Genomic DNA, 25,878 nt, shown 5'->3' with positions numbered 1-25,878 from the left:
TTTGGCGAGCAGCCTGGGTAAGTAGCCTTGGCAAAATTGTCGTTGGTAAGTGGCGCTTGGCGGTTAGCCTCTGAGCCAATTGCGCAACTTGACCAACAGCAGCGCACCGTCGCTCATCTCACGGCGGATCGCCAGCAACTCGGCAAGCGCTGCGGGTCGGTCGGTGATGATGGCATCGACGCCCAGATCGATCAGCTGGGACATGCGGGCCCGGTCATTGACGGTCCAGGCATGGATCTCGTAGTCCAAGCGTCGGGCGAGCCGAATCTCATTGTCGGTGATACGATTGTGCCGTAGCCCGAGTGCATCGAAGCCTCGCCGTTCCAGTGTGCCAGGCAGTATCAGCTGGGCAAGCAGAGTCGTGGCAACGGCAGGCTCTCGGGCCTTGATCTCTCGCACCAGCGAAGGCGACATCGTGGCCAGAAGGGTTTCATCGATAACGTCCCTATTCCCGCAGGTGGCGACCGTGCCACCGTCTTCTTGACAGACCTCTCTAGCCTCGGCCTCGCGGCGCAAGGTGTCCATCACCGCATCGACCAGGGCCAATTCTCGGCCAGGGTCCGGCTTGAGGTCGATCATTAGTTGCCCACGACCCCGGACACTTTCCAGCGCCTCGTCCAGCCCAGGGATGGGCTCGCCGACATAGGCATCGCCGAACCAGCTGCCGACATCGAACTCTGTCAGTTGCTCTCGTGACAATTCGCCCAGCTGCCGGGGATCGCCGGTCAGTCGACTCATGCTGCGGTCATGATAGAGCACGACCTGATCATCTCGGGTCAAGCGTACATCGATCTCAATCAGATCAGCCTTTTCATCGAGTGCCAGCAGCATCGCCGACAACGTGTTTTCGGGAGCGGCCATGGAACTACCGCGGTGGGCGATGATGGCGACCTCGTCGCGTAACTCGAAACTGTTGACGATGAGCCAAGCCTGAAAGAGCGCGAACAGGATGACGCTAACTTCTACCGCCCAGGCCAGGCGACCCGGGTGGGCGTCTGCCGGGGGGGCCGCCGGACGCAACTCGCGGTGTTCCAGCCGTAAATAGAGACATGCGGCCAATAGCGCGTTGGCAGCGATACCGACGAAGGTGATGGCCAAGGTCAGCAGTACATAGGCAGTGAGGTAACCAAGCATGGCTGGGATCAGGACGGCATTGCGCTCCGGCAGCCACCACAGCATTGGCGTGAACGCCCTACCGAAGAGCGTTGTCGCCAGCACCGGCAGGGCAATGATCACCACCAGCAGGGCGAGGACCGCCAGGGCGATATGGCGCCTGCGACCTTGGGTGAGTAAATGGCTGCGCTTGAGGGCGGCTCGGGGCGAGAGGTTTTCCAGCATCATCACGGGGAGGGCGAGCAGCCAGCGGAAATACAGCGTCGCTGCCAGACCAATCCAGAGTCCAACCACCGGCAGGCCGATCGCCACAAACTGCCAGAATGCCGGTGGTCGCACTTTTTGCACGTAATACGGATCCAGGCCACCCAGGAAGACACCGTAGAGCCATACCAGGACGATCACGGTAGGTACGAACAACAGTAGATGGCTGCCTACTTGCAGGACAACCAGCCCGGAAAGCGACGGCAGCCGTCTCAATGTGGCCCATAGCGCCTCGAAGGCCAGGCGGTAGTGGTTGTCGCGCGGGCGCACGGCGACCAGAATCATGCCGGCCTGCTGCAAGTACAGCACCAGAAAGGTGGTGCCGATGGCAGCCAGCAACCACAGGACGCCTCCGGGGCTTAAGAGCAGGTCGAGTAGTTCGGAGTTGGTAAGTATCGGTTGCCCGAACTGGCCGAGCAAGCGCGTCAGCGACCACGCGACGGCGGGCAACAGCAGGCTCGAGGCGAGCAGGGTAAAGAACAGGTGATAAGCGATCAGCGGCCGTAAGTGCTCGCGCATGCTGCGCAATACATCGCCGCCTAGCTGCGAGATAACCAGCATGGGCGTAAGGAATATAGGTTCATGAATAGCGAGGACCTGGACGAAGCGCCAGGCGGTTTACGCCAAATTGCACGTGACCGGAAACGATCGAGGCCGGGGGTCGATTCACTGCACCGATGTCAGGGGCTCCTCGGCGATCAGAATGCCGTTGTTATCCGCATAGAGCCATTGACCGGGAGCTATCGTCACGCCAGCGAAGGTCACGGCGATTTCTCGCTGGCCCTCACCGCGCTTTTCGCTCCTGCGAGGGTGAGCGGCAAGCGCCTGGATGCCCAGTTCGGTTTCGAACAGCACATCGACGTCACGCACACAGCCATACATCACGACTCCGGCCCAGCCATTGCCAGCGGCTTGTTCCGCGAGCATATCGCCCAGCATGGCACAGCGTAGCGAGCCGCCCGCATCGACTACCAGTACGGCGCCATCGCCCGGTTCGGTTACCGCCTGCTTGACCAGTGAATTGTCTTCAAAGCACTTGATGGTTCGGACCGGGCCGTAGAAGGCGTCCCGACCACCGAAGTTGGTGAATATCGGGTCAAGTACCTGAACCTCGGGGAACTCGTCACATAGATCAGGGGTGATGATATGACTCATGATCTTGTTCCTCGTCAGCGGTAAAGAAGTCTAAGGCATCATGCCACACTCAAGGGCCTCGACACACGTCTGTGGTCTGGATGCAAAAGCACTTGATGGTGCTCGCGCTAGAACAGAAAGCTTGATCAGCCCCAAGGGTCGAGTAGGGCAACGGCTGATGGCCCAGACAGCCATAAAAAAGCGCCCCGCAGGGCGGGGCGCTTCGGTCATCGACTCTGGTCGCCGCCAAGGGCGACCATTGATGTTGCGAGCATCGGAGTCGTAGGACAGGGTATCAGGCTTCCTGGGCAATCGGAATCACGTTGGAAGCGGCATTCTGATACTCCTCGATCTCGTGGAAATTCATGTAGCGGTAGATCTCGCTCGCCATGGCATCGAATTCGCTCATATAGCGGCGGTATTCATCGACGCTCGGCAGACGACCTTCCACCGCGGCCACGGCGGCGAGTTCCGCCGATGCCAGGTAGACGTTGGCGCCATCGCCCAAGCGGTTCGGGAAGTTACGGGTCGAAGTGGAAACCACGGTACTCTTGGCGGCCACGCGGGCCTGGTTACCCATGCACAGCGAGCAGCCAGGCATTTCCATGCGCGCACCGGCACGGCCGTAAATGCCGTAGTAGCCTTCCTCGGTCAATTGATGCTGGTCCATCTTGGTCGGTGGGGCCAGCCATAGTCGAGTCTTCAGGCTGTCGGCCGGCAGCTTTTCGAGCAGCTTGCCGGCGGCGCGGAAGTGGCCGATGTTGGTCATGCACGAGCCGATGAAGACCTCGTCGATCTTCTCGCCGGCTACTTCGGAGAGTAAGCGAGCGTCGTCCGGGTCGTTCGGGGCGCACAGGACTGGCTCCTTGAGCGCCTCGAGGTCGATCTCGATGATCTCGGTGTAGTCGGCATCCTGATCGGCGCGCATGAGGCTGGGGTTGGCCAGCCACTCCTCCATGCCCTCGATACGGCGCTCGATGGTGCGACGGTCGCCGTAGCCATTGGCGATCATCCACTTGAGCAGGGTAATATTGGACTTGAGGTACTCGGCCACGCTGTCCTCGGACAGGGTAATGGTGCAGCCTGCGGCAGAGCGCTCGGCAGAAGCGTCGGAGAGCTCGAAGGCCTGCTCGACGGTCAAGTCCTCAAGGCCTTCGATTTCCAGCACGCGGCCGGAAAAGGCATTCTTCTTGCCCGATTTCTCGACGGTCAGCAGGCCCTGCTGGATGGCGTAATAAGGAATGGCATGCACCAGGTCACGCAGGGTGACCCCGGGTTGACGCTTACCCTTGAAGCGCACCAGGACAGACTCTGGCATGTCCAGCGGCATCACGCCGGTGGCGGCGGCAAAGGCCACCAGGCCGGAGCCGGCCGGGAAGGAGATGCCCAACGGGAAGCGCGTGTGGGAATCGCCACCGGTACCTACGGTGTCAGGCAGCAGCATGCGATTCAGCCAGCTGTGGATGATGCCATCACCCGGGCGCAGCGAGACGCCACCACGATTCATGATGAAGTCGGGCAGAGTGTGGTGGGTGTCGACATCCACAGGCTTGGGGTAGGCGGCAGTGTGGCAGAAGGACTGCATCACCAGGTCGGCCTGGAAGCCGAGACAGGCCAGGTCCTTGAGCTCATCGCGGGTCATCGGGCCGGTAGTGTCCTGAGACCCCACGGTGGCCATCTTGGGCTCGCAGTACATGCCTGGGCGAACGCCGGAGAGGCCGCACGCCTTGCCGACCATCTTCTGAGCCAGGGTGAAGCCCTTACCGGTATCGCCAGGTTGCTCGGGCAGACGAAACACCTCGGACTGGGGCAGTCCCAGTGACTCGCGTGCCTTGGTGGTCAGGCCGCGGCCGATGATCAGTGGGATACGGCCGCCGGCGCGAACTTCATCAAGGATCAGCTGCGTCTTGAGTTCGAAGGTGGTGAGCAGCTCGTCGGTGCCGTGCTTGCAGACCTTGCCCTCATAGGGATAGACATCGATAACGTCGCCCATCTCGAGCTTGGAGACATCCATCTCGACGGGCAGGGCACCGGAATCTTCCATGGTGTTGAAGAAGATCGGGGCGATCTTGCTGCCGAAGCAGAAACCGCCGGCACGCTTGTTGGGGACATAGGGGATGTCATCGCCGAAGAACCATAGCACTGAGTTTGTCGCCGACTTGCGCGAGGAACCGGTGCCGACGACATCGCCCACGTAGGCGATCGGGAACCCCTTGGCCTTGACGTCTTCGATCTGCTTGAGCGGACCGGTGGTGCCCGGCTCGACCGGTTCGATACCCTCACGCTCGTTCTTGAGCATGGCATTGGCATGCAGCGGAATGTCGGGGCGTGACCAAGCGTCTGGCGCCGGCGAAAGGTCATCGGTATTGGTTTCGCCGGGCACCTTGAAAACGGCCAGCGTGATCTTCTCGGCCAGCGCCGGCTTTGAGAGAAACCACTCAGCGTCGGCCCAGGACTGCATGACATTCTTGGCTACGTCATTGCCGTTGCGAGCGCGCTCTTCGACGTCGTGGAACGCGTCGAACATCAGCAAGGTGTGCTTGAGCTGCTCACCGGCTTCCTTGGCCAGCGCCTTGTCGTCCAGAAGCGTCACGAGGGTGCCGATATTGTAGCCACCCTGCATGGTGCCCAGCAGCTTCACGGCGTGCACCTTATCGATCAGCGGCGACTCGGCCTCGCCCTTGGCGATGGCGGTGAGAAACCCGGCCTTGACGTAGGCAGCCTCGTCGACCCCCGGGGGCACGCGATTGGTGATCAGGTCGAGGACAAACTCTTCATCGCCGGCTGGCGGGCGATTGAGCAGCTCGATCAGCGCGGCGACCTGTTCAGCGTTCAACGGCTTGGGTGGCACGCCGTCGGCGGTGCGTTCCTCAACATGGTGGCGATAGGCTTCAATCACGGGGGGCCCTCATCGGTGTAGGCGGCCAAGGCACATCGCATCTACGTCAATCGGCGTCGAAACGGAGCGTTGGCGGGAGAAGCAGACGTGTTCGGCGTTGTCTCTTCGAATAGCCAGGATTCTACGGCAAACTGTCGACAATGTTAAGCAAGGGCCGTGGTGGCCGGCTTGAACTTTGGTCTTCGACCTGCCGGGGTGTCACTTGCGACCTGGCGCGTTACCATTGTCGTCTAATCAACGACGAGGTAGCAGGCAGAAGCGATCCCCGTACCTACGTTTTTCTTTTCTGTTGCCTTGGTGTTGCCAACCGATTTTCTGTCAGTTGACGAGTCGACGACCATGCATGCCACTCACGACGATTCCTGCATTGATGCCCTGCTGCCGGCAGAGCTTCTCGCCTTTCTTGCCTGTCGAACACCCGGTGCCTGGGTGGAGTGGGCCCTGGCCAATCCCGAACTGCTGTTGATTGACCACGCTCAGTGCGAGAAAAAGGCAGCATCGACGGCCATGAGCCTGCTGTATCGTTATGTGGACAAACCTCTGTTGCTCAGCAAGATGTCCCAGCTGGCACGCGAAGAGTTGCTGCACTTCGAGCAGGTGGTCACGCTAATGGAGTCTCGTGGTATCGTTTATCGGCATATCAAGGCCTCCCGCTACGCTGAGGGGCTTCGCCAGGAGGTACGCCCTCAGGACCCCGAGCGTCTTCTCGACATTCTGATTATCGGTGCTTTCATCGAAGCACGCAGCTGTGAGCGCTTCGCTTGCCTCATCCCGCATCTGGACGACGAGCTTGCCAAGTTCTATCGAACTCTGGTTAAGTCCGAAGGACGCCACTACGAGGATTACCTGATGCTGGCTCGGCACCTTGGTTCAGAGCCCATCGAGCCGCGTGTCGCCTTCTTTGCCGAGCGTGAAGCGTCGCTGATCATCTCGCCGGATACGGCGTTTCGTTTTCATAGCGGCGTGCCTTTTCATAGCGGCGTGCCTTCCTGAGGCCGCTGCTTTCGCCATCCAGGATCGATCATGATGCGGGATTCCTCCGACGTCGCCGACCATTTGGAACAAGATCAGCTGGCACTGTTTGGCCACTTCTCGCTCACCTTGGGGGAAGATGCGCTCACGCAGTTCAGCTACGACAAGGTCAAGGCTCTGCTGGTCTACTTGTTGCTGCATAGCCAACCAGTCAATCGAGCCACACTAGCCGAATTGCTGTGGCCAGATCAGGGATTGTCATCGGGTCGCACCAACTTGCGGCACGCACTGCACTGCCTGCGCCAGTCGCTTGGCGAAGAAGCCGAGCGGGTGTTGGTCGTGTCTCGCCAGACCATTGCTTTTCGCCGCCCGGAGAGCTGGCGCTTTGATCTTCACGACGTTCAGACCCTGCTGGAGGAATCGCCTGACGTCACTACCCTGGAAGCCTTGCTGAGCTCATACCGGGGGGACCTGGTCGAGGAGCTGCAGATTCCGGCTTGTGCGGAGTACCAGCGCTGGCTCGTGCAGATGCGTAACGAATGGCGGCAGCGTGTGATCCGCTTCGCCGAATCGGTGGTCGAGCAGCACGAACTGGTTCCCGATCACTTGCTGGACTCGTTGGTGAGTCGCTTCCCAGGGTACGGACCCTTCCATGAGCGCCTGGTGCGTCAGCTCGCCGAACAGGGGCAGCTTGCTGCCGCGCATGAACAATATAATGCCTATCTGCAGCTTCTGGCGCTTTCTGGCCAGCAACCCGAGCCGGCCTTTCTGCATCTGGCCCGTTACTGGTCAGATAGCCAGGCAGACAGTGCCGTGCTGGGCCATCAGAGCCATTTTTCCCGAGCCTTGGCACCCGATAGCTCCCCCCTACGCGAGGAGGAGATCGAACAGCGTCAGTTATCGGTGATGGCGATTCGCCTGCGCCTGATCGGGGATCTATCGTCTCGCGCCGGGACACGCGCCTGCCTGATGCTGGAGTTCGAACTACTGCGATGGCTCGAGCAGCAGTGTCATCATCTGGGCGGGTTCTGGTTGCCTGGTGCCACCGGTGGTATGGGGCTGGCATGCTTTGGCACCCATGGTCCTGCCCATCAGCTAGCCGAGCTTGTGGCCCTCTACGAGCATTGCCGGCGTATGTTGCCGGAAGAAACCGACCGCTACTGGAGTGGCGAGGGAGAGCCGCCGCGCATCGAACTGGCGGCGGGTCTCAACAGCGGCCGGGTGGTATACCTCCCGGAGCGCCAGATGGTCGATCCACTGGGGCAGGTCACCCAGGGATCGCTTGAGTTGATGGGAGCCGCCGAGGGCAGTGAGCTAGTCATTTCTCAGGAAGCGAGCCAGCACATGCCGCCGGCCCTCGACCTCCAGCCTCGCTTATCGTCGCGCCTGGTCGCAAGCGATGGCCGAGTTCGTCTGCGTGCCTTGGTGCTGGGCACCAATGAAGGTGGGCGCGAAGCGGTGCCGCCAAGCCTGATTGGTCGTGAGGCGTCGTTGCGTACCTTGCGGGATGCCCTGGCTCGTGCCGGCATCGGCCTGAGACAGAGCGTGCTGGTACGCGGGCCCTCCGGCATGGGCAAGTCGGCGCTTATGGTAGGGTTTCGCCAGCTCGAACAGTGCCAGGAGGCCGCAGTCTGCTGGCAACCCACCACGCGGATGTCCGTTCAGGAACCCTACGGCGTGGCGCGCCAGTTGCTCAGATGGCGCTTCGGGGGCGAGATTAACGCTGAGGCATTGAATACCCTGCTCTCGTCGGTCGGATTTCTGGAGCTTGATTCCTCTCGCCGCGAGCTTCTCGAGGAGGCGCTGGGGGTTCACGAACCGCGTGAAGTGGCTGTGCTCACCCAAAGTGGAGAGGTCATCGAGCTGGTAGTGGGCATGGTCCATCGTCTCATTGCCCTACTGACCCAGGAGCGGCCGCTGGTGGTCATGATCGACGACCTGCAGTGGCTCGATGAACCGTCCTTCAAGGTGCTTGCGGGTCTTCAGGCACGCCTGCCGATCAACTGTCCTTTCCTGCTGGTGGCTAGCCATCATGGTCGCGAGGCATTACCGGCACGACTCCACTGGGACCAGCAGATCACCCTCGGGCGGCTGGACGCGATGCAATCGTCACGACTGCTCTCCCAACTGGCGCGTCGCTATCGGCTACACCTGAGTCCGAGGTTGCGGGGGCAAATCATCGAGCGCTGCGACGGTGTTCCGCTTTACCTGCAAGAGCTTTGCCGCCGAGTCGATATGGATCGGCGCGAAGGGCGCACCGTGCAGCTTGATGAGCTGCCACGCGGACTGCTGGGGCTGCTTGCCAGTCGAATAGATCAACTCGATGGCGATCGCGAAGTGGCCCATGTCGCGGCGGTACTGGGCCGCCGCTTTCGACTCGATTTCCTCTCGGAGTGCAGCGGCTGGGAAATGCCCCGACTGACGCAGGCGCTCGAGCAGATGCTGCGTCTGGAGATTATTGAAAACGCCGACAACGAAGAAGGCCGGCGCGAATACCAATTTACCCATCAGCTACTGCAGGAAGCCGCCTATCTGTCGTGTCCGCGTGATGTTCGGGTGCGGATTCATCGCCAGGTGGTGGAGCTGATCGAGGAGCACTTCCCGGTATGGATCAGCCGTCATCCTGGTGAGTTTGCGACTCATCTCAGACGCAGCGGACACTATGCGCGTGGGGCGCGCTATTTCGAACTGGCCGCCCGGGAGGCGTTGAAGGTGAGCGCGAATCGAACCGCGCTGAGAATGGCCGATTTCGGCCTGGCCACCCTTCGCCATGTGGCGCATCGACCGGAACGTGAGATCAGCTTGCTTACCGTGCGTGGACAGGCTGCCTTTACCCTGGAGGGACACGGTTCGCCCACGGCCCATGAAAGCTTCGCGCGAGCCAGGGAGCTGCTGGCCGATAGCGATGACGAAGCCGCCGACCTTGAACAGGCCTTTCTCGTCAACTGGGGGTTGTGGGTCGGGTGTAGCCAACGGCATGCCCATGCCGACGCCTTTTCCTTGGCCTCGCGACTCGCCGATCAGGCGAGTCGTCTCGAGGATCCACGTTATCGGCGCCTGGCGGATTACGCGCGCGCCAGCTGCGAATACTGGGCGGGACGTATCGGTCAGGCCTACGATCATCTGGAAGAGATCGACCCCCTCAATTCGCCGATGATGATCGAGTGGCTGCCGTTCTCGGATCATCCGCAGATCGCTGCGGCCTGTTTCCAGGGTTGGGCGCTGTGCCTGCGGGGTGACTATCACCGGGCCGAGCTTCAGGTGGAGTCGGCGGTTCGTCTCGCCGAACGTATCAACCACCCGGGCAGCCTGGCCATGGCCTTGATGTATGCAGCGGCCCTATACCGGCAACTGGGGCACGTCCATCTGGCGACCATGCGGGCGGAGCGTGCCTTCGAGCTGACCGGTACGCCGGATCTTCATCTCTGGCAGAACGCCGCTCGTGGGGTGCTTGGATGGCAGCGAGCGCTAGCCGGTGACAGAGACGGCTTGGCTCAGATCGATGGGTCTCTTGAAGAACTCGCCGAAGTCACCGGCCGCGATCGCTACCAGCGCCCTGCGCTATGGTATGTGGATGCCTGTATTGCACTCGGTGAAATGGCCAAGGCAGAAGACTATCTTGATCAGACGCTGCTGATCGCCCGGGAGCGTACTACGCTCTTCGTACCGGAGCTGGCCGTGCATCTGGCCCGCGTTCGTCTGAGCCTTGGCCACGACAGCAATGAGGTCAAGGCCTTGGTTGAACAGGCACTGACCCAGGCCCACGAGGACGGTAACCTGCACCAGCAGTTGGGTGCCCTGGAACTCTGGTTGACCCATATCGACCCAGAAGACCACGGTGCGCGCGAGCGATTCCGGCGTTTACTCGGCGAGGTGAGTCATAGCGATGCACCGGTACTGGTGCGCTGGCGGACCCTGCTGGACAAGCGGCTCCCCCAGGCGGCGAGCGTCTCTTCATAAGGCCGTGATAGTGACGCGAGCGAGGATGGTGACGATCAGGTGGCCAGTTCCATGGTGGCGATTCTTTCCAGTGCCTGGTGGCGGTGGTCGCCACAGAGGTCACGATCGAAGCGGAATGCTTCACATACCCTCGGCCGACGTGGGTCATCGAAGAGTCGGCAAAGATTGGCGTCGTCCAACTGTAAACAGCGCTCCCCGGCCCGCTTGCCGTCTGGCATACCGGGAATTGCTGAACTGATCGAAGGCGCAATGCAGCAGGCACCACAACCGGGACGGCAGCCATCGCCGGTGACGGTATCCGCCTCTTGTGCGTCTACATCGTGACTCATGGCCGTGCCTCTGCGATGGCGCCCTTGTCGATACCCTCGAAGGCCTGGACGCGTGTGGCGGTACCGGTTTCTCGGGTGATTGCCTCGGCGAGCCAGGCAGCAATCTGCTCGACGGTGGTCGGTGTCGGCAGTACCGCGCAACGCTCGCGAGGTAGGCTCAGGAAAAAGCTGCCCTGCGGCGACAGGTAGTGGCTCGCGACTTGGTCTCGAGATCCGGATTCGCCGCTATCGACGATATCCCGTTGATCGAACAGGTAACGATTGTTAAGCCAGTCACACCACTGTTGCTCGAGGGCCGGGACACGATGGCCTTGCTGCCAGACATGCAGGCGTGAGCGATGGCCATGGGCGATGCGCTGGCAGTTGCCGGCGTGGCGTCTCAGTCCGTGGCTGTAGGTATAGGCTGGCCCCTCGATGGTTTCCTCGCGCAGGTGAAGGCGGATGTCGCTGACCCTCGGCGGCGGGCGTCGCATCAATTCAGCCGCCATATGGGCAGCCAGACGCTCGGTGCTGATTTCTTGCCAGGGCAGCAGCGTCAGCGCCTGTCGAGGCGCGCGCACCTCGAACGCGTAGGGTAGGGAGGCGCGCACGCACAGGCCTTCGCGACAATCATGCAATTCCACCCCGGCAGCGCGAGTGGGTACCAGCAGGGTGTGGTCCGCGCCGGCATCCAGCCGGGACTTGATCCACGGCTTGACCTCGCCGAAGTCGAAGAGCATGCCATCCTCGCCGAGCTCGCCGTCGAGTTCCACGTCTATGTGCCAGCTGGCGCCGACCAGGCCGCGACGCGGGCACCATAGCGATACGTCGAGCTGCGTCAGGCGGTTGACAAAGAGGGTCATCAGGCGATCCCCGTGATCTTGTGAGTCTGCAATGACAGACGCCACTGCGGATTATTCAGACAGTAGGCCAGAGTATCTTCCATGCTTGAGCTGGCCTGGCCCAGAGGCGTGCGATCCATGGGTTGCAGGTAAAACAGCCGAAAGCCCAGGTCGGTAAAACGCTCCGGCGGAGCGTCGGGTTGAGGATAGACCAGCTTGAGCTCGTCACCCGCGTTTATCACCAAGGCGTTTCCTCCCTTGGGACTGACGCACAACCAGTCGATGCCCGCCGGCGCCGGCAAGGTACCGTTGGTCTCCACGGCGATCTCGAAATGCCTCGCATGCAGGGCAGCGATCAAGGGTGAATCGAGCTGCAGGAGCGGCTCGCCACCCGTGAACACTACGTAGGGCGTGGCGCGGCCACTCTCGTCGGGCCAGAGTGTGGCGAGGTGCTTGGCCAGCGCCTGAGCATCCGCAAAGCGTCCGCCGTTCTGGCCTTCGGTGCCGACGAAATCAGTATCGCAGAAGCGACAAGCGGCCGTGGCGCGGTCCTTTTCACGTCCCGACCAGAGATTGCAGCCCGAGAAACGGCAGAATACACTCGGCCGGCCGGCCTGGCCACCTTCGCCCTGCAAGGTGTAGAAGGCCTCCTTGACCTGATACATCACGCGCCTCCCGCGGCGGGATCGGGCCGCTGTGCCCTGGCGGCCTTATCGGGCCGCTGTGACTTGGCGGCATCATCGGGCCGCTGTAGATAGCTTAAGGGATCCTCAACGCCATTGGCGCCAAACGCCGCGAGGCGCTCACGGCAGCTGCCGCATCGACCGCAGGCCAGTTCCCCGCCCCGATAACAGGTCCAGGTGTCGGCGTAGTCCAGCCCCATGGAGAGGCCTTCGGCGAGAATTTCCGCCTTGGTCGACTGCAGGTAGGGGGCATGTAACTGAACGGGGTCGAAGTTGGCGATGCCGGCAACCGCGTTCATCGCCTCGACGAACGCGGGGCGGCAATCCGGATAGAGCACATGGTCGCCGCCATGGGCACCATAATCGACCCGGCTGGCGCCGATGTTGACCGCCTTGGCGATGGCTAGCGAGAGCAGGATCATGTTGCGGTTGGGCACGACGGTGGCAGTGAGATTAGCTTCGTCGTAGTCGCCCTCGGGCATCTCGCGGCCGGTATCGGTGAGCGCCGAGTTGTCGATCAGGCCATGAATGGCGCGGATATCCACCACCTGGTGTGGTACCCCGAGTGCTTGGCATACGCGGGTTGCCATCGCCAGTTCGCGGCGGTGGCGCTGGCCGTAATCGAAGGAGAGGGCATGTACCGTTAGACCCTCGCGTAGGGCGCGATGCAGTACCGTGTAGGAGTCCATGCCGCCGGAGTAAATCACGACGGTGGCAACGGTAGCCCGGCCTGACGGGCAAGCGGAAGAAATAGTCATGAGGGAGACTCTTGTCGGAGAATTTGTCGGGCGGTCAGGTATGGCCTACCTGGTGCGCTGTCCGGGGTCCGGTCCGGCGAGTCGCAGTTTACGCATCCCCTCCTGATCTGGCCAGAGTGAGTGCCAGTTGCTAGACTCTCGCGCCTTGCACGACTCATGTTAAAAATGTTCTGTAAGGAATGTTCCGTATGGAATGCGTGATGATTCTTCTTCCCGCGCCATCGTCCTGACAACGGTGACCCTCCATGAAAGCCCCTGAACTGCTGTCGCCCGCCGGCACCTTCAAGAACATGCGCTATGCGTTTGCCTATGGCGCCGATGCGGTCTATGCCGGTCAGCCGCGCTATTCACTGCGCGTGCGCAACAACGACTTCAAGATCGATAACCTGCACAAAGGGATCGCCTACGCCCATGATCGGGGCAAGCAGTTCTACGTGGCCTCGAACATCGCGCCGCACAACAGCAAGCTCAAGACCTACCTGAGGGACATGGAGCCGGTGATCGAGGCCGGGCCCGACGCGCTGATCATGTCCGATCCGGGGCTGATCATGATGGTGCGTGAGCGTTGGCCCGAGCAGGTGATCCATCTCTCGGTCCAGTCCAACGTGGTCAACTGGGCAGCGGCGCGGTTCTGGCAGCAGCAGGGCATCAGCCGCATCATCCTGTCGCGCGAGCTGTCGCTCGCCGAGATCGGCGAGATCCGCGCCGAATGCCCTGACCTGGAGATCGAGACCTTCGTGCATGGCGCGCTGTGCATTGCGTACTCGGGGCGTTGTCTGTTGTCCGGTTACTTCAATCATCGCGACCCCAACCAAGGCACCTGCACCAATGCCTGTCGCTGGAAGTACAACACCGTGGCGGCAGCGGAGGACGAAACCGGCGATCTGGTGCCGGCCAACTCGGCCCGCGCCCATGCCGCCAGTGGCATCTGGACGCCCCAGGACGGGGGGCAGCAGGGCGGCTTGATCGCCTCCGGCGGCGGCAGTGCGGCCGAGCAAAGCACAGCGACCGCCGGTGGCGTCGAAGGGCAGGATGAGCTCTCGGCGCTGATTGAGGACCGGACCCGTCCGGGTGAGCTGATGCCGGTGCACGAGGACGAACACGGCACCTATATCATGAACTCCAAGGACCTTCGCGCCGTCCAGCATGTGCCGCAACTGGCCGAAATGGGCGTCACTTCGCTGAAGATCGAGGGGCGTACCAAGTCGCATTACTACGTCGCCCGCACCGCCCAGGTCTACCGGCGCGCCATCGACGACGCCGTTGCCGGTTGGCCGTTCGACATCCGCCTGATGGACGAACTCGATAACCTGGCCAACCGCGGTTATACGGAAGGCTTCTACCGCCGTCATGTCCATGACCAGTATCAGAATTACGAGCAGGGCAACTCGGTGGGCGTCCATCAGCAGTTCGTCGGCGAGGTCATCGGCTACGACCCCGATCGCAACGTGCTGGAAGTCGACGTCAAGAATCGCTTCGAGGTAAATGACTCCATGGAGCTGATGCTGCCTGGCGGCAACCGGCGCTTCACCCTGGAGCACATCGAGAATCGGCGGGGCGAATCCGTCGCCGCGGCACCGGGCTCTGGACATGTGGTGCGTATCCCGGTGCCCGGCGAGGAAATCGCGCCTGAGCGTATCGAGTTCGCGCTGGTGATGCGTGACCTCTGAGGCGTTGGCAACTGGACATCCACTTGACTCAACGACATTGTGGGGACAATAGCTAGCCGAATAGGGAACCGCATGGCCACCATTGAACACAGCGCGATCGTCAAGGCGTCTCCCGAGCGCGTCTTCGCCTTGCTCGAAAGGGTCGAGGACTTTGCCGACTACTCGGACTTGATTGAGCGGATCGAACCGTTGGGCGACGACCGTTACCGCTGGTATGTCCATGCCGTCGGGCGTGACTGGACATTCGATGTGGTCATCACCGAGTGTCGGGCGCCGGAGGTGTTGGCCTGGGAGTCGTTGAGCGGCGTGGATAATCAAGGGCGTTATCGCCTTACGCCGGTCGAAGAGGGCACTGAGGTGGCCTTGACCCTGACTTACTCGCTGCGCAACCGTCTGGTCGAGAAGGCGGTCAACAGGGCGGCGACGCCACTTGTCGGCAAGGTCAGTCGGCAGATACTGGCGCGCGTTGGAGACAGGCTATGAGCTTCTGACCGTTGATCGGAAAATATTATCAGCGGGCTATCTGTGCCACGAGGGCCGCTGGGACTACGCTTCAAATGCCGACTTCATCGGCATTTATGAGGAAACAACGGTGATAACGGGCCTATTGTTGTGTCTGGTTGTTCTGTTCGCACAACTCGGTGTCCTGCATTATCTCGATAGACGCGTTGCCGCCATGCCGCGGATGTCGGATATCGCCCCGGGGCAACTCGATGATTTATTGATAATGGCGACTGAACCGCCGGAACCCGGCGCGATGCCGGGCCGTGTGACATGAGGTAAATGGCTTGGCCTTGGGCATGGCGCTATGGGTTGGGCTATGGGTTGGCATGTGATGACACGAGGATCGCTCGCGAGGCGCGTGGATCCTTGAATCACTCCTTGCGCAGGGAGGCATTCAGGTGATCGACTACTTCCGCCCAGTCGGCATCCTCCTCGATGGCTTCGCGCAGGAATTCAGCCTGACCCTCATTCCAGCAGGAAGCATCAGGTAGGGCGATCTCATCAGGTATCGGTGCATGGCGATCAATGAAACGTTTGATCGACGCGGGATCAGAGGCGAGACCGAGCTGTTCGAAGAGTTCGGTAAAGGGGTGGTCTGGATGTTCCATTACTCTTTCCTTGCGTCATGTCGTGATAATCCCCATTCACCATAGCCGTTTCGCTGGGGCGATGCTTGAGTGAAGTCAACGCTAATCAATCGGGCCAGCTTGGGGTGTCGGGAGCCAGCGACACTAACGTTCGCCGACCAGAGATGAGAGAAAGCGCTGCTGCCGTTGAGCCTCGCTCAATGGCTGGGCGAGCAGATGGGTGATCTTGGTCAGCGCTGCCTCAGGTGTCATGTCATCTCCAGACAGCACGCCCGTTTCCGCCAACGCGCGACCCGCGGCGTAATGGCCCGGAGCGATGCCGCCCTGAGGACACTGGCTGATTGCAGCCAGTAGTTTGCCCTCACCGCTGGCTCGCGCCAGAACACCGAGCAATGCCGGGTCGTCCGGCAGGTTGCCGCCTCCCCAGACTTCCAGCAGGGCACCACGAACGAGATCGTCTTCCAGCCAGTAAGTTACCTGCCGGGCGCTGATGCCTGGCCAGAGTACCAGGCGGGCGATCCCACCATCGGCGAGTGCGTTGTAGTCGGGGAGCTCGAAACGCGGGGCGCCGCGTTGTTGGGTGGTCAGGCTTCGATCGGCATAGAATACGGCGTCATGATTGACCCATTCGCCGAGCAGGGGATAGTTGGGGCTGAAGAAGGCATCTGGAGATTGTGTGTGTCGCTTGCGCGAGCGCACAGCACGCATCAATTTGCCGGCGAAGGCGATGGTGACTTCCTGCAGGGCAGGCAGGATGGCGAAGCGCAGCGCCATCTCGATATTATTCAGGGCATCGCTACCCTGTGCTTCCAAAGGCTGCATGGCGCCAGTGACCACAACTGGCCGGTCGATTCCCTGCAACTGATAGGCAAGGCTCGAGGCGCTCCAGGCCAGCGTGTCGGTGCCATGAAGTACCACGATGCCAGCGTATTCCCGGTTTCGTCTGGTGATCTCTTTCGCCAGTCGCTGCCAGTCGCGGGGCGTGGCGGCGCTGGAGTCGATGGGGTCAGGGAGCTCGATTACATTGAAATCCGGCAGTGCCAAGCGGCGGGCCGGCGGAAGGCCGGCCAGGGCGAGGTCTAGACGCGCCGCAAAGTCCTTGCCAGGCGCCAGGCCATGAGACGTATCTACCATTCCCACGGTGCCGCCGGCGTAAAGAATCAGCAGGGTAGGGGCGTCGGTCATGGTGCGCCTCGCAGTCAATGAGCGTACTTGATGATAAACCGCTGCACCACAGCCGCAAACATGGCAAGTGAGCTATTCTCAGCGGGTCACCAGGCGTCCCGCGTCATCGATCTCGAGGCGTCGATTGCGACCAGCCAGACAGGCGAAACCGGCGGCGACGGCAGTTATCAATAACAAGACGAAGGTAATACGCCCCAGGCCAACCTCGAAATGCAGCATGAAACCTACGCCCAGCGGCCCTAGCGCCGCCAGGGTGTAACCACCGCCTTGGGTCAAGCCGGAGAGCTTGCCGGCCAGCCGTGATGTGCCGGATCGCAAGACGATCAATGTCAATGCCAAGCTGAAGCCGCCGCCTTGTCCCAGGCCGAGCAGGATCACCCCCATCCAGCGCCATGCCAGAGGCCCCAGCAGCAGCAGCCAAATACCAGTGGCAATGCAGCCGAGCACCACCAGCAGTGCGGGTCGTTGGTCGCGTCCCAGGCGAGCGAGCCAAGGGGCAAGCAGGGCAGAGAGTAGCTGACACATGACCGAGGCGCCCATCATCCAGCCGGCCTCGGCTTCGCTGTAACCGCGGGCCACCAGCAGGGTGGGCAGCCAGCCGAAGACAATGTAGGCCAGCGACGACTGGCTACCCATGAGCAGCATCACCTGCCAGGCCAGCGGTTGGCTTAGCAGCGCGCGCATCGAGCCGGCAGTATCGGCGATCGACACATCAATGGCACGCCGCGGCATCAAGGTAGCCCAACCCGCCAGCGCCAGAGCCGTCAGCAGCGACCAACTGGCCAGTCCAACCTGCCAGCCACCGAGAGCGTTGGCAAGCGGGATGCTCAATCCGGCCCCCAGAGCGCCACCCAGGCACAGTGCCATGGTGTAAACGCCCGTCATGATGTCGGCGCCACCGGCCATCTCTCGCTTTACCAGCGCGGGCAGCAAGGCGCCGGCCACGCCGATGGCAGCGCCCACCAGCAGGGTGCCAGCGAAAAGTAGCGGTGAAAGCGGTATACCGCGTAGCAATAACCCTGTGGCCAGCACCAACAAAGCAAGTGACAGGGTGCGTTCTGCTCCGTGCCGCTTGGCAAGCCAGGGTGCCATCGGGGCAAACAGGCCCAGGCAGAGCACAGGCAAGGTAGTCAGAGCGCCGATGGCGAGTGCCGACAGGCCGGTATCGATCTGGATACGCGTTAGAAGTGGAGCCAAGGAGGAAAGGGCGGGGCGTAGGTTGAGGCCCACCAAGACCATCAAGCCGATGAACACGAGTCTGCTGTGGCCTGTCATGTATCCATTGCTAGTCTTTACCACGCCATTCTCGTCCATAACCTGGGCGTGTGGAGTTTTTGGACTCATGCTTGGGCGTTAATGAAGGCGCTTCGTTCTCATGGGCATTGAGAGGGCGAAAGACCACCTCGCCCGGTGGGCGTGGAGTGGTTTCATCGACACGTTGGCGAATGTCAGCAACATCCTCGCTGCTTATCAGGCCGCCTCCAACGGGGCTGGTATGGGCGACCAAGGGCCCGCGAAACGCCCAGCAGCGCTGGGGTACCTGGGCCACCAGCCAGTCGCGACCCTTCCAGCGGGCCTGGCCTTGAGGCAACAGTTTCAGTGACTTGATAGGTACCAGGGCAGCGAAAAGACGACTATTGAGTACTACGCCGCCGCCACTCATGTGGACGGCACCTTCGAAACGGCCTTCTGAGAGGGCCTTGATGACCTTGCCGCGCTTGTCACGTGATTCCAGGATGCCTTGGCCGCAGAGATGCAGCAGGTCGTCGTCGACCTGTTTGATCACCCAGACCTCGACTGGGGCCTTGCCCAATAGCCGCTTCAGCATACTAATGACTCATTAGGCAGCGGCGAGCCGCCAAGCTCGCCGTTGTTTCGAGCAAGCATTAACGGTTGCATAGTGCCTCAGGTTTAGCCAGATGTTTCAAGCCTGGCGCGAGCCTTGGCCGCCGCTACGACGGCGGCGTGGCGCCCGGGTATCGTCTCCACTGCGGTTGGGGGCAGTGCTGCTCTGGGGATTACCGCGCCCCGAGTTACCGCGATTGCTGCCATTGCGCCCACCGCGGTTGCCACGACCGTTCTCGATGGGTTCGGGCTTGGCATTAGGGTCGGGTTCGAAACCGGGCTCAATGCGCTTCTCTAGGTCGCGCTTGATCAGTCTTTCGATTCCCTTGAGCAGACCATGCTCGTCGACACAGACCAGTGAAACGGCCTTGCCTTCACTTCCGGCGCGGCCGGTGCGACCGATGCGATGGACATAGTCCTCAGCCACGTTGGGTAGCTCGAAGTTGACCACGTGTGGCAACTCGTTGATGTCCAGGCCGCGAGCGGCAATGTCGGTCGCCACCAGCACTTGAAGATCGCCGGTCTTGAAGGCACCTAGCGCCTTGGTGCGCGCCGACTGACTCTTGTTGCCATGGATCGCCATGGCCGGAATGTCTTGTTTGGACAACTGCTCGGCCAGGCGGTTGGCGCCATGCTTTGTGCGGGTGAAGACCAGCACCTGTTGCCACTGATGCTGAGTGATCAAGTGGGCCAAGAGGTCGCGTTTCTTCTCGCGGTCGACACGGTAGATTGCTTGATCGACAAGCTCAGCGGTGGTGTTACGCCGCGCCACTTCGATCATGGCGGGGTTATCGAGCAGCTTGCCGGCCAGCGCCTGGATCTCGTTGGAGAAAGTCGCCGAGAACAACAGGTTCTGGCGCTTGGCAGGCAGTACGCGAAGGATTTTCTTGATGTCGTGGATAAAGCCCATATCGAGCATTCGATCGGCTTCATCGAGCACCAGAATCTCGACTTTCGTCAGGTCAACATGTTTCTGCTGCTGCAGATCGAGCAATCGCCCGGGAGTGGCCACCAGCACATCCAGGCCGGGACGGATAGCGTCCACCTGGGGTTGTTGGCCGACACCACCGAAGATGACGTGGGAGCGCAGTGTCAGGTGACGACCGTAGTCGGCCACGCTCTCACCAACCTGGGCCGCCAATTCGCGGGTCGGGGTCAACACCAGAGCGCGAATCTGGCGCTTGGCCGGGCGGGGTCCTTCAGCTAGACGCTGCAGCATCGGTAGGGTGAAGCCGGCTGTCTTGCCGGTACCGGTTTGGGCACTGGCTAAGAGGTCACCACCCTTGAGCACGGCGGGAATGGCTTTTAGCTGGATCGGGGTCGGGGTGGTGTAGCCCTGGGCCTCGACGGCACGCAGGAGTTCGGCACGCAGGCCGAGGTCAGAAAAGGTCATGCGGTCTCCGCAAAAACGCCTCAGCCTTGCCACACGATGACTTGTGTGGCCAGTCCCGGGCCGGGGCGTAAAAAATTCGGTAACAGGGGCGCGGCAGGAGGGACCAGCGGTTGCCGCGAGTCGCATTCTACCAGAGCCGGAAGCGGAATTCAGCTTTGTCTACATGGCCAGGCTTCCAATGGGTCAGATATTGGCCTTGATGCGCGCCAGGGTGGCAGCGCTCAAGCCTTCTACTGAGTCGAGACCGTCTGGGCCGAGGGCGCGCAGTTGCTCGAGGTCGCTGATGCCGTGGGCGAACAGCTTGCGGGCACTGACCGGGCCGATGCCGTCTTGGGCGGTGAGCGCCTTGGCATGACGGTCCACGAAGGCAGAGCGTGTGGCCTGGTCCAGGCTGTCGCAGGCGCCCTGACGGTAGAGCGAGCAGGCGAGGCGGTCAACGTCCCGCTGAACGTCGTCGATTACCGGCAGGTTGATGAAGTCATGCTGGTGGGCGAGTTCACCGATCCGTGTCAGCGGGTCGTTTGCGCTCTCCAGTGCGGTGATCGCCGCCGGAGGGTCGCTTTCGAGTGCGGTGATAAGCGCCTCTCTGGCCTGTTGGGCCAAGGCCTTTAGCTCGAGGGCGATGGTGTGTTCGCGAGTGGTGGTCGGTTCGGTTTCGTGCATGATGAGAGGCCCCTGTGCGAGTCGGTTGGAAATATGCAGGCGGATGCCTTGCAAGCGTAGCCGATTCTCGCCGCCGGGCTTATTGTCGCTGTTGAACAGCCGCGGCGATCCTGTCGGCCACCTCGTCCCAGCTACGCCCGAGCGCACGCACCAGCGGCGCATAGCCGTCGCTTTCCAGTGTCTGCTCGACGGTGAAAGACGACATGGCGAGCAAGTCTCCTTGGGTACTGCGCAATTGCCACTGGCCGCTGGCTATCGCGCGGCCATCGTAACGTCCATTGAAACGGTCCACATCGATCTGGAGGGTCATGGATTGACCATCCGTCGGGGTTCGTTCGTCAACGACCCGGGTATTGGGAAGTCGTGCCGCCAGCCGAGCTTGCAAGCCACGCGCCAACTGCGCACCGAGCGGTTCGGCCCAGAGGTGATGGTTGGCTTCATTGAGGGTGATGTCGTCGAGTTGCAGCACGATGCCATCACTGTCGAGAAAGCGTGCCAGGCGAGGGGGCGCGATTCGCAGTTGGTGTTTCGCGTCGGCGCCGGCTATTACGGTATCCACCTGAGTCGTCGGCACTCCCGTGGGCAGGGTGTAACGGTTGGGGGCGGGGGCATTACTGGCGCAGCCGGCGAGCCATATCAACAGGCAGATCCCCAAGGGTCTTGTCACACTCATTGGGACGCTCCTTGTGTCGTGGAGCCCGGTGCCCTGGGTAGCGGATCCTGGCCGTCGATACTGTCGAAGAGCAGGGCGCGAGGATTGTCACGCAAGGTGCGGGCCGTGGGCTGCAAGTCGCGCAGCAAGCGTTCGAGCTGCTGCAGGGTGGTAGAGAACTCGCGATAGGCACTGGACTCCGGCGAGATGCCCTGCAGCGTGTTGCCCAGCTCGGTTAATGTTGTGTTCAGCGTGCCCGGGAGCTCTCGAGTGCCAGGGTCGTCAAGCAGCGTGCTGACGCTGTCGGTGAGCTCGCGGACTTCGGTGAGCATGGCTTCCGAGGCATCAAGATTTCGCTCCAGCCCGTCAAGCAAGGGTTCGATCTCCAAGCCATTGAGCTTGGCCAGCAATTCGGTGACTTGGCTCTCTATCTGTGCGAAGCCACCCGAGGTGGTGGGAAAGACTGGGCGCTCCGCGAAGCGTTCCTCCTCATGCTCACCGGCGAGGTCGCGCTGGAAATTGAGATCGACGAACATCGCCCCCGTCAGCAGATTGCCATTCTTCAGCGACGCGCGCAGCCCTAGGTCGAAGAAGCGCGAGAAACGCCCTTGCCATTCCTCGAGGTCGAGCTCGCTGCGGTCGATGCCCAGTCGTTGAGGCTCAATGCGGATCAGCACGGGAATCGCGAAGCGCTCTCGGGTGTCGGGCTGCGTGGCAGTGAAGTTCCAAGGCACGGCTGCCACGGTGCCGAGACGCACGCCGCGAAACTCGACGGGCGCACCGCGACCCAGCCCCCGTACCGTGTCATCGACCAGCAGCACGTACTCAAGATAACGGTCGAAAGTACCTTGACGGGCGCTATCCTCATCGGCATAGAGGGTGAAGGTAGAGTCAGGTTCGACCTCGTTGCCTGACGGCAGATCGTCGGGCACCCCGAAGGTGACCCCACCCCCGATCAGTGATTCCAGCGAGTCGAAGTTGACGCGAAAGCCCTCCGAATCGAGCCTCACATCGATACCACTTGCCGACCAGAAACGGGCGTTGTCGGTGACCAGTCCATCATAGGGGCTCTCGATGAAGATCCGGTGCTGCATGCTTCGGTTCTGGGGGACGAAATTCGCCTTCTCCACCCGTCCCACGGTAAACCCCTGGTAGGTCACTGGATCGCCCACGCTCAGCGAGTTGCCGAGTTGGCTTATCAGGTTGATACGTAGGCCCTCGGCGCCGGGTGGTGCTACCGGCGGCTGGTCGCTGACCTCGAACTGTCTTTCCGCGACCTCGCTTGTGCCGGGTTCAAACTGGATGAAGGCACCCGAGAGTACGGTTCCCAGGCCACTGATTCCCTCGCGGCCGATACGTGGCTTGATGACCCAGAACCGGCTGTCTTCGACAAGCATGGCTTCGCTGTCGGGGGTCATGCGGGCCGTGATCACTGCGGCGGACTGGTCATCGGAGAGGCTGACTCGCTCGACTCGGCCCACCTCGACGTTACGTGTCTTGATCAGGGTGCTGCCGGCTTCGATGCCTTCAGCATTTCTCATGGTCAGGGTGATCTGAGGTCCACGGCTGCGGTAATTGTCGAAGACCAGCCAGGCCCCGATCAGCAGCGCCACCACGGGGATGATCCAGATCGGCGACAGTCGTCCCTGTGGGGTGGGCTTGGCGCGATACATGTCGTGCTGATCGCCGGTGTCGCGTTGCGGGGTGTCACTCATCCATGCGCTCCTTGTCGCGCGGTCTCGTGCGGTCGGCCGTTGTCGCGGCGTTGCGGCTTCGGCAGGGGTGGGTCCCAGATCAATCTCGGGTCGAACGTCATGGCCGCCAGCATGGTGGTGATGACCACGCCGCCGAAGGCCAGCGCCGCCGGCCCTGGCGTGATCGACATCAGCGCCCCCGCGCGGATGAGCGCGACCAGAATCGCGACCACGAAAACATCGACCATCGACCAGCGGCCGATGAATTCAGTCAGTCGGTAGAGGCGCGTGCGGGTGAGGGCATTGAGCTCATCGCTGCGATTGACGACCAGGCATAGCCAGGCCAGGGCGACCAGTTTGCCCACCGGTACGATCACACTGGCGACGAAGATCACCACGGCAATTGGCCATGAGCCCATCTGGATCAACTCGACCACGCCGCCAACAATCGTCGAGGGAGTGGATTGGCCGAGGCTGGTCGTGGTCATGATCGGATAGAGGTTGGCGGGCACATACAGTAATGTGGCGGTCGCCAGCAGCGCCCAGGTGCGTTGCAGACTATGGGGCAGGCGAGGATGCAAACGCTCGCCACAACGCCGACATTGCCCGTGATCCAGCCGGTTGACCAGCCCGCAGGTGGCGCAGCCCGCCAGTCCCTGGGAGGCGGCTGTCTCGCCGGTGCGAGAGCCCTTGGGTGCCAGTGGTTCCCCGGCCAGCGAGAACCACATCCAATCAGCATCCAGGGACTGGGTAGTGAACAGCAGCAGCAGTGCAAACAGGCAGAAGGCCCAGAAGGAGATCCCCAGTTCGATCTCGGCCATCCCGGCGACCTTGATCAGGCTGACCAGCGCACCGATGATGAAGACATCGGCCATCATCCAGGGATGCAGATGGGAAAGCGACCTGGCGATGGCGCGACTTTTCGGCAGCGGGTCGTTACGCATGAGTCCTGTTTGCAACCATATCACCCCGAGGAGATAGACGGCGGGCAACACGACAATGGTCAATATTACCGCGATGGCCACCAACGGCTGGTCAAAGCCGATCAAGGTGGTCGCAGTCTGCGATAGTTCGATACGGTTGCCGATACCCCCTACGCTGAAACTGACGAAGGGAAAGGACACGGCGAGCATGAGGGCTATAAGCGAGGAGAGCGCCAGGGCCATGCTGCGCTGTGCCGGTTGATAGTGACGATTGGCCAGTGTGTGGCCACAGCGTGGACAGTCAGCCTTTTCGCCTGGGCGCAGGGGTGGGAGTGCCACCAGCCAGTCGCATTCATGACAGGCTCGCAGACGCCGGCGTAATGTCCTTACCTCTGGCGGATGGCTGTCCACCAAGGGCTCACCCCGCGTGAGAGGTGGGACTCGAAGGTAACGCTTGGGCACTGCTTTTATGCTTCCCATCAGAGAGTCGACCCACAACGAAAGTGTGACATGTTGGCCAGAATGACACCATAGACAAACATGCGCGCTTGAATGTTCACGAGGAGACAGCATGATACTTCCCGCCGTGGCGGTCTTGGCAGGCCTCGTCCTGCTGGTATGGAGTGCCGAGCGTTTTGTCGGTGGTGCTGCGGCGACATCTCGTCGCCTGGGGCTATCACCGCTGCTGATCGGCATGCTGGTCATCGGTTTTGGGACTTCGGCGCCCGAGCTGATGGTGTCGGGACTGGCTGCCGCACAGGGCAACCCTGGCCTGGCGCTGGGCAATGCCTACGGCTCGAATATTGCCAACATCGGTTTGATTCTGGGGTTGGTCGCCTTGATCTCGCCACTCGCCGTGCATTCCGGTGTCATTCGCCGGGAGCTGCCGATATTGGGGGGCGTGACCCTGCTGTCCGCGCTACTGATGTGGGGTGGCGTGATCAGTAGAGGGGAAGGGGTGCTGCTGCTGGGATTACTGACGGCTTTCATCGCGTTCAGCATTTTCATGGCGCGTCGCGGTGCCGGTGATCCACTGGCGACGGAAACCGAGGAGAGCTTGGAGGTGCATCCGATGTCACTGGGGGCCGGCCTCGCCTGGACCGGCATCGGGCTTCTATTGCTGGTTGTCAGTTCGCGGATACTGGTATGGGGTGCGGTGGCGATTGCCCAAGGATTCGGCGTGAGCGACCTGATCATTGGCCTGACCGTGGTGGCCGTGGGAACATCGCTTCCCGAGCTGGCTTCCTCGATTAGTGCCCTGCGACGTCGCGAGCATGATCTGGTATTGGGTAACGTGGTGGGGTCCAACCTGTTCAATACGCTTGGGGTGGTCGGGCTGGCGGCCGTTATCGCGCCGATCGAGGTTGGGACCGAAGTGCTGTTGCGCGACTGGAGTCTGATGGCCGTCATGACCGTAGTGATGGCGATATTCGCCTTGGGCTGGCGTGGTCGGCCAGGACGTATCAACCGGTTTGAAGGGGCCGCACTGCTGAGCATGTTTGTCGCTTATACCGGGTGGATGATTCATCTTGTCATGTCCGGAGGGGGCGGTTGATGCGACAACGCGACACGGGCCAATGGCGTAACTTTATGTCGATTTCTCGCGACTTGCTTGTACGATGAGTTCATTACGGTGTGGTGAGTCGTGCCCAGTGGTTTTCCGTCAAGTGTTACGGTCCTGGTGACTCTCATCAAGAGCGTTGCGCTGGACTAGGATTGACGTGACACAGGTGTCGAAGTGGCAGGTGCCCCGGCACGGCGGGAAATGAAGCGAAAACATGGGACCGCAAGCGTCGACAGCTTCCCGGAGGAGGCTGCTTGCCTTGCGA

At 61.6% G+C, this 25,878-nt stretch carries 22 protein-coding genes; 6 read left to right on the top strand and 16 right to left on the bottom strand.

Going from position 1 to position 25,878, the window contains the following annotated elements:
* Positions 1-63: 63 nt before the first annotated feature.
* From KG088_RS10850 to acnB, 3 genes are all read right to left on the bottom strand, one after another.
* Positions 64-1,896, bottom strand: coding sequence for a glycerophosphodiester phosphodiesterase family protein (locus KG088_RS10850; protein ID WP_250148204.1), 1,833 nt, complete (start codon positions 1,894-1,896; stop codon positions 64-66).
* Positions 1,897-2,043: 147 nt separating this feature from the next.
* On the bottom strand, positions 2,044-2,532 hold the full coding sequence (gene rraA, locus KG088_RS10845; protein ID WP_213825543.1) for a ribonuclease E activity regulator RraA: 489 nt from the start codon (positions 2,530-2,532) through the stop codon (positions 2,044-2,046).
* Positions 2,533-2,806: 274 nt separating this feature from the next.
* Positions 2,807-5,410, bottom strand: coding sequence for a bifunctional aconitate hydratase 2/2-methylisocitrate dehydratase (acnB, locus tag KG088_RS10840; protein WP_213825542.1), 2,604 nt, complete (start codon positions 5,408-5,410; stop codon positions 2,807-2,809).
* 339 nt (positions 5,411-5,749) lie between these two features.
* On the opposite strand from acnB, the gene miaE reads away from it, so the two are divergent.
* The gene (gene miaE, locus KG088_RS10835; protein WP_213825541.1) at positions 5,750-6,403 is read left to right on the top strand and encodes a tRNA-(ms[2]io[6]A)-hydroxylase; all 654 of its coding nucleotides are present in this window, start codon (positions 5,750-5,752) and stop codon (positions 6,401-6,403) included.
* A 33-nt stretch (positions 6,404-6,436) separates the two neighbouring features.
* Positions 6,437-10,342, top strand: coding sequence for an AAA family ATPase (locus KG088_RS10830; RefSeq protein ID WP_213825586.1), 3,906 nt, complete (start codon positions 6,437-6,439; stop codon positions 10,340-10,342).
* A gap of 35 nt (positions 10,343-10,377) precedes the next feature.
* Here the strand turns inward: KG088_RS10830 and KG088_RS10825 are convergent, their stop codons facing one another.
* From KG088_RS10825 to queC, 4 genes are read right to left on the bottom strand one after another with little or no spacing between them, the layout of a single operon-like run.
* Positions 10,378-10,671 (bottom strand): YkgJ family cysteine cluster protein, encoded by a 294-nt coding sequence (locus KG088_RS10825; RefSeq protein ID WP_213825540.1) that lies wholly within the window; start codon positions 10,669-10,671, stop codon positions 10,378-10,380.
* Positions 10,668-11,513, bottom strand: coding sequence for a 6-pyruvoyl trahydropterin synthase family protein (locus KG088_RS10820; RefSeq protein ID WP_213825539.1), 846 nt, complete (start codon positions 11,511-11,513; stop codon positions 10,668-10,670). The genes KG088_RS10825 and KG088_RS10820 overlap by 4 nt, the downstream gene beginning before the upstream one ends.
* Positions 11,513-12,157, bottom strand: a complete 645-nt coding sequence (gene queE / locus KG088_RS10815) for a 7-carboxy-7-deazaguanine synthase (protein WP_213825538.1) — start codon at positions 12,155-12,157, stop codon at positions 11,513-11,515. Before queE ends, KG088_RS10820 begins: the two co-directional genes overlap by 1 nt.
* Complete coding sequence (queC, locus tag KG088_RS10810) at positions 12,157-12,933, bottom strand: 7-cyano-7-deazaguanine synthase QueC (RefSeq protein ID WP_213825537.1); 777 nt, start codon at positions 12,931-12,933, stop codon at positions 12,157-12,159. The genes queE and queC overlap by 1 nt, the downstream gene beginning before the upstream one ends.
* Before the next feature lie 245 nt (positions 12,934-13,178).
* Between queC and trhP the strand changes: the two genes are divergently transcribed.
* The 3 genes from trhP to KG088_RS10795 all read left to right on the top strand — a co-directional run bounded on the left by trhP (position 13,179) and on the right by KG088_RS10795 (position 15,381).
* Positions 13,179-14,603, top strand: a complete 1,425-nt coding sequence (trhP, locus tag KG088_RS10805) for a prephenate-dependent tRNA uridine(34) hydroxylase TrhP (RefSeq protein ID WP_213825536.1) — start codon at positions 13,179-13,181, stop codon at positions 14,601-14,603.
* 72 nt (positions 14,604-14,675) lie between these two features.
* Positions 14,676-15,086: an SRPBCC family protein gene (locus KG088_RS10800; RefSeq protein ID WP_213825535.1), complete on the top strand. Its 411-nt coding sequence runs from the start codon at positions 14,676-14,678 to the stop codon at positions 15,084-15,086.
* Complete coding sequence (locus tag KG088_RS10795; RefSeq protein WP_213825534.1) at positions 15,070-15,381, top strand: hypothetical protein; 312 nt, start codon at positions 15,070-15,072, stop codon at positions 15,379-15,381. Before KG088_RS10800 ends, KG088_RS10795 begins: the two co-directional genes overlap by 17 nt.
* Positions 15,382-15,478: 97 nt before the next feature.
* On the opposite strand, the gene KG088_RS10790 is transcribed toward KG088_RS10795, so the two are convergent.
* The 9 genes from KG088_RS10790 to KG088_RS10750 all read right to left on the bottom strand — a co-directional run bounded on the left by KG088_RS10790 (position 15,479) and on the right by KG088_RS10750 (position 24,529).
* Positions 15,479-15,715 (bottom strand): DUF2789 domain-containing protein, encoded by a 237-nt coding sequence (locus tag KG088_RS10790; RefSeq protein ID WP_213825533.1) that lies wholly within the window; start codon positions 15,713-15,715, stop codon positions 15,479-15,481.
* A gap of 123 nt (positions 15,716-15,838) precedes the next feature.
* Positions 15,839-16,879: an asparaginase gene (locus KG088_RS10785; protein ID WP_213825532.1), complete on the bottom strand. Its 1,041-nt coding sequence runs from the start codon at positions 16,877-16,879 to the stop codon at positions 15,839-15,841.
* Positions 16,880-16,957: 78 nt separating this feature from the next.
* Positions 16,958-18,154, bottom strand: coding sequence for an MFS transporter (locus KG088_RS10780; protein WP_250148203.1), 1,197 nt, complete (start codon positions 18,152-18,154; stop codon positions 16,958-16,960).
* Positions 18,155-18,164: 10 nt separating this feature from the next.
* Positions 18,165-18,707, bottom strand: coding sequence for a hypothetical protein (locus tag KG088_RS10775; protein ID WP_213825531.1), 543 nt, complete (start codon positions 18,705-18,707; stop codon positions 18,165-18,167).
* A 96-nt stretch (positions 18,708-18,803) separates the two neighbouring features.
* Entirely contained in the window at positions 18,804-20,117 is a 1,314-nt protein-coding gene (locus tag KG088_RS10770) for a DEAD/DEAH box helicase (RefSeq protein WP_213825530.1), read from the bottom strand.
* A gap of 183 nt (positions 20,118-20,300) precedes the next feature.
* Entirely contained in the window at positions 20,301-20,780 is a 480-nt protein-coding gene (locus KG088_RS10765; RefSeq protein ID WP_213825529.1) for a helix-hairpin-helix domain-containing protein, read from the bottom strand.
* Positions 20,781-20,859: 79 nt separating this feature from the next.
* Positions 20,860-21,453, bottom strand: a complete 594-nt coding sequence (locus KG088_RS10760; protein ID WP_213825528.1) for a PqiC family protein — start codon at positions 21,451-21,453, stop codon at positions 20,860-20,862.
* Positions 21,450-23,147 carry an intermembrane transport protein PqiB gene (gene pqiB / locus KG088_RS10755; protein ID WP_213825527.1) on the bottom strand — a complete coding sequence of 566 codons (1,698 nt, stop codon included), beginning with the start codon at positions 23,145-23,147 and terminating at the stop codon, positions 21,450-21,452. Before pqiB ends, KG088_RS10760 begins: the two co-directional genes overlap by 4 nt.
* A complete protein-coding gene (locus KG088_RS10750) occupies positions 23,144-24,529 on the bottom strand; it encodes a PqiA/YebS family transporter subunit (RefSeq protein ID WP_213825526.1) in 1,386 nt (461 codons plus the stop codon). The genes pqiB and KG088_RS10750 overlap by 4 nt, the downstream gene beginning before the upstream one ends.
* A 91-nt stretch (positions 24,530-24,620) precedes the next feature.
* On the opposite strand from KG088_RS10750, the gene KG088_RS10745 reads away from it, so the two are divergent.
* Positions 24,621-25,604 carry a calcium/sodium antiporter gene (locus KG088_RS10745; protein WP_213825525.1) on the top strand — a complete coding sequence of 328 codons (984 nt, stop codon included), beginning with the start codon at positions 24,621-24,623 and terminating at the stop codon, positions 25,602-25,604.
* Positions 25,605-25,878: the final 274 nt, after the last annotated feature.

It is taken from the genome of Halomonas jincaotanensis, assembly GCF_018448785.1.
In the GTDB taxonomy this organism is placed as follows: domain Bacteria; phylum Pseudomonadota; class Gammaproteobacteria; order Pseudomonadales; family Halomonadaceae; genus Halomonas; species Halomonas jincaotanensis.
Note: the sequence above shows the minus strand (reverse complement) of the source record. Positions and strands in the feature narration are given on the sequence as shown.

Bases quoted from the DNA above. Each gene is read 5' to 3' on its own strand.
- KG088_RS10850 (WP_250148204.1), bottom strand. From the start codon at position 1,896: ATGCGCGAGCACTTACGGCCGCTGATCGCTTATCACCTGTTCTTTACC.
- rraA (WP_213825543.1), bottom strand. From the start codon at position 2,532: ATGAGTCATATCATCACCCCTGATCTATGTGACGAGTTCCCCGAGGTT.
- miaE (WP_213825541.1), top strand. From the start codon at position 5,750: ATGCATGCCACTCACGACGATTCCTGCATTGATGCCCTGCTGCCGGCA.
- KG088_RS10830 (WP_213825586.1), top strand. From the start codon at position 6,437: ATGCGGGATTCCTCCGACGTCGCCGACCATTTGGAACAAGATCAGCTG.
- KG088_RS10825 (WP_213825540.1), bottom strand. From the start codon at position 10,671: ATGAGTCACGATGTAGACGCACAAGAGGCGGATACCGTCACCGGCGAT.
- KG088_RS10820 (WP_213825539.1), bottom strand. From the start codon at position 11,513: ATGACCCTCTTTGTCAACCGCCTGACGCAGCTCGACGTATCGCTATGG.
- queE (WP_213825538.1), bottom strand. From the start codon at position 12,157: ATGTATCAGGTCAAGGAGGCCTTCTACACCTTGCAGGGCGAAGGTGGC.
- queC (WP_213825537.1), bottom strand. From the start codon at position 12,933: ATGACTATTTCTTCCGCTTGCCCGTCAGGCCGGGCTACCGTTGCCACC.
- trhP (WP_213825536.1), top strand. From the start codon at position 13,179: ATGAAAGCCCCTGAACTGCTGTCGCCCGCCGGCACCTTCAAGAACATG.
- KG088_RS10800 (WP_213825535.1), top strand. From the start codon at position 14,676: ATGGCCACCATTGAACACAGCGCGATCGTCAAGGCGTCTCCCGAGCGC.
- KG088_RS10790 (WP_213825533.1), bottom strand. From the start codon at position 15,715: ATGGAACATCCAGACCACCCCTTTACCGAACTCTTCGAACAGCTCGGT.
- KG088_RS10785 (WP_213825532.1), bottom strand. From the start codon at position 16,879: ATGACCGACGCCCCTACCCTGCTGATTCTTTACGCCGGCGGCACCGTG.
- KG088_RS10780 (WP_250148203.1), bottom strand. From the start codon at position 18,154: ATGACAGGCCACAGCAGACTCGTGTTCATCGGCTTGATGGTCTTGGTG.
- KG088_RS10775 (WP_213825531.1), bottom strand. From the start codon at position 18,707: ATGCTGAAGCGGCTATTGGGCAAGGCCCCAGTCGAGGTCTGGGTGATC.
- KG088_RS10770 (WP_213825530.1), bottom strand. From the start codon at position 20,117: ATGACCTTTTCTGACCTCGGCCTGCGTGCCGAACTCCTGCGTGCCGTC.
- KG088_RS10765 (WP_213825529.1), bottom strand. From the start codon at position 20,780: ATGCACGAAACCGAACCGACCACCACTCGCGAACACACCATCGCCCTC.
- KG088_RS10760 (WP_213825528.1), bottom strand. From the start codon at position 21,453: ATGAGTGTGACAAGACCCTTGGGGATCTGCCTGTTGATATGGCTCGCC.
- pqiB (WP_213825527.1), bottom strand. From the start codon at position 23,147: ATGAGTGACACCCCGCAACGCGACACCGGCGATCAGCACGACATGTAT.
- KG088_RS10750 (WP_213825526.1), bottom strand. From the start codon at position 24,529: ATGGGAAGCATAAAAGCAGTGCCCAAGCGTTACCTTCGAGTCCCACCT.
- KG088_RS10745 (WP_213825525.1), top strand. From the start codon at position 24,621: ATGATACTTCCCGCCGTGGCGGTCTTGGCAGGCCTCGTCCTGCTGGTA.